At 72.4% G+C, this 1,490-nt stretch carries 2 protein-coding genes; both read left to right on the top strand.

The genetic code is table 11. From position 1 onward, the window contains the following. A partial coding sequence (locus tag ACFQ36_RS22665) for an MFS transporter (protein WP_377017823.1) occupies positions 1-632 on the top strand: 632 nt, incomplete at its 5' end. Beyond that, positions 629-1,318: a FadR/GntR family transcriptional regulator gene (locus ACFQ36_RS22660; RefSeq protein ID WP_377017819.1), complete on the top strand. Its 690-nt coding sequence runs from the start codon at positions 629-631 to the stop codon at positions 1,316-1,318. The genes ACFQ36_RS22665 and ACFQ36_RS22660, both read left to right, overlap by 4 nt. Positions 1,319-1,490: the final 172 nt, after the last annotated feature.

The raw sequence follows: 1,490 nt of genomic DNA, 5'->3' as shown, positions 1-1,490 counted from the left end.
CGCGCCCGCAGCCGGCGGCCGATGCCGGCGCGCACGTCTCGCCCTGGCCGCTGCTGGCCACGCGCAAGGGCCTGCTGGTCACCGGCCTGTTCACCGTCCAGGCCCTGATGGTTTATGCGATCTTGAGCTGGCTGCCCTACATCCTCATCTCCCGCGGCCTCGGTGCCGCCGCCGGCGGTTACCTCCTCGGGCTGGTGCAGGTGGTCAGCATTCCGGCCGTCATCGTGCTGCTGGCCATGGCCGCCCGGCCCCGGCTGCTGCGCCCGGCCTTCATGCTCACCTGCCTGGCCTCGCTGGCCGGGGTTACCGGGCTGCTGCTGGTGCCGAACGGGCTGGTCGCGGTGCCTGCGGTGTTCATCGGCCTGGGCTTCGGGGTGTTTCCGCTGGTCATGCTCATGATCAGCCGCAGCGGCGACAGCGCCGCCGAGACGACGGCGCTGTCCACCCTCGCCCAGTCCGTGGGCTACCTCTTCGCCACCCTGGGGCCGTTCGGGCTCGGCCTGCTGCACGAGGCCGCCGGCGGCTGGACACTGCCGCTGATCCTGCTGGTGGCCTTCGCCGTGCTGCAGCTGGTGCTCGGGTATTCGCTCGGCAGTCCGGCCAAAGCCGCGGCGGGCAGGAGCCGGGCATGAACCTGGAATCCGTCCACCGCCCGCCGCTGGCCGAGGAAGTCACCGCCCGGCTGCGCGAGGCCATCGTCTCGGGCCGGTGGCCCCTGCAGCAGCGCATCCCGTCCGAGCCCGAACTGATGGAGCAGCTCGGCGTCTCCCGCGGCACCCTGCGCGAGGGCATCAAGGCGCTGGCCCACGCCGGCATGCTGGAGGTCCGCCGCGGCGACGGCACCTACGTGCGCGCTACCAGCGAGATCAGCGGCACCGCCCGCAAGGCCTACCGGGAATATGCGGACGAGGACGTGCTGCAGGTCCGCTTCGCCCTGGACACCCAGGCGGCCCGGCTGGCCACCCGGCTGAGGGACGACGGCGCCATCGTGGCCCTGCGTGCACTGCTCGCCCGGCGCCGGCGCGCCTGGGCCGGGCAGGACCTGGAGGAATGGATCGCCGCCGACTGGGACTTCCACCTGAGGGTGGCCGAAGCCTCCGGCAACCCGCTGCTGCATGAGATCTACGCCAGTTTCGGCGACGTCTTCCACGGCGCCAAGATGGCCCAGCGGCTGCGCGAGGGGTTCGACGGCTGCCTCGCGGAAGGGCACGAGGCCCTGGCGGACGCCATCGAGGCCGGCGACGAGGATGCCGCGGTGCGCACCGTGTATGCGAACCTGGACTACTGCATGGAGTGGATGCCGCGCCGGCAGGGCTAGCGGAAGCCCCGTTCACAGCCCCCTCCTGAGAAATTGGTCGGTAGCTGCGCTCCCGCAGCGAGAACTGGCCGGCAGATGGCAGGAAAATATTGGCCGCCCACCCGCCTGAGGGCCCGGCCGGCCCGCCCGACCGTGCGACAGCCCCGGCGCGGCAGCGGACGGCCCTGCCGCG

The organism is Arthrobacter sp. GCM10027362 (assembly GCF_042679445.1).
Classification (GTDB): Bacteria; Actinomycetota; Actinomycetes; order Actinomycetales; family Micrococcaceae; genus Crystallibacter.
This window is presented reverse-complemented; position numbering and strand designations above follow the sequence as displayed.

Coding starts and splice junctions, on each gene's coding strand:
- ACFQ36_RS22660 (WP_377017819.1), top strand. CDS start 629: ATGAACCTGGAATCCGTCCACCGCCCGCCGCTGGCCGAGGAAGTCACC.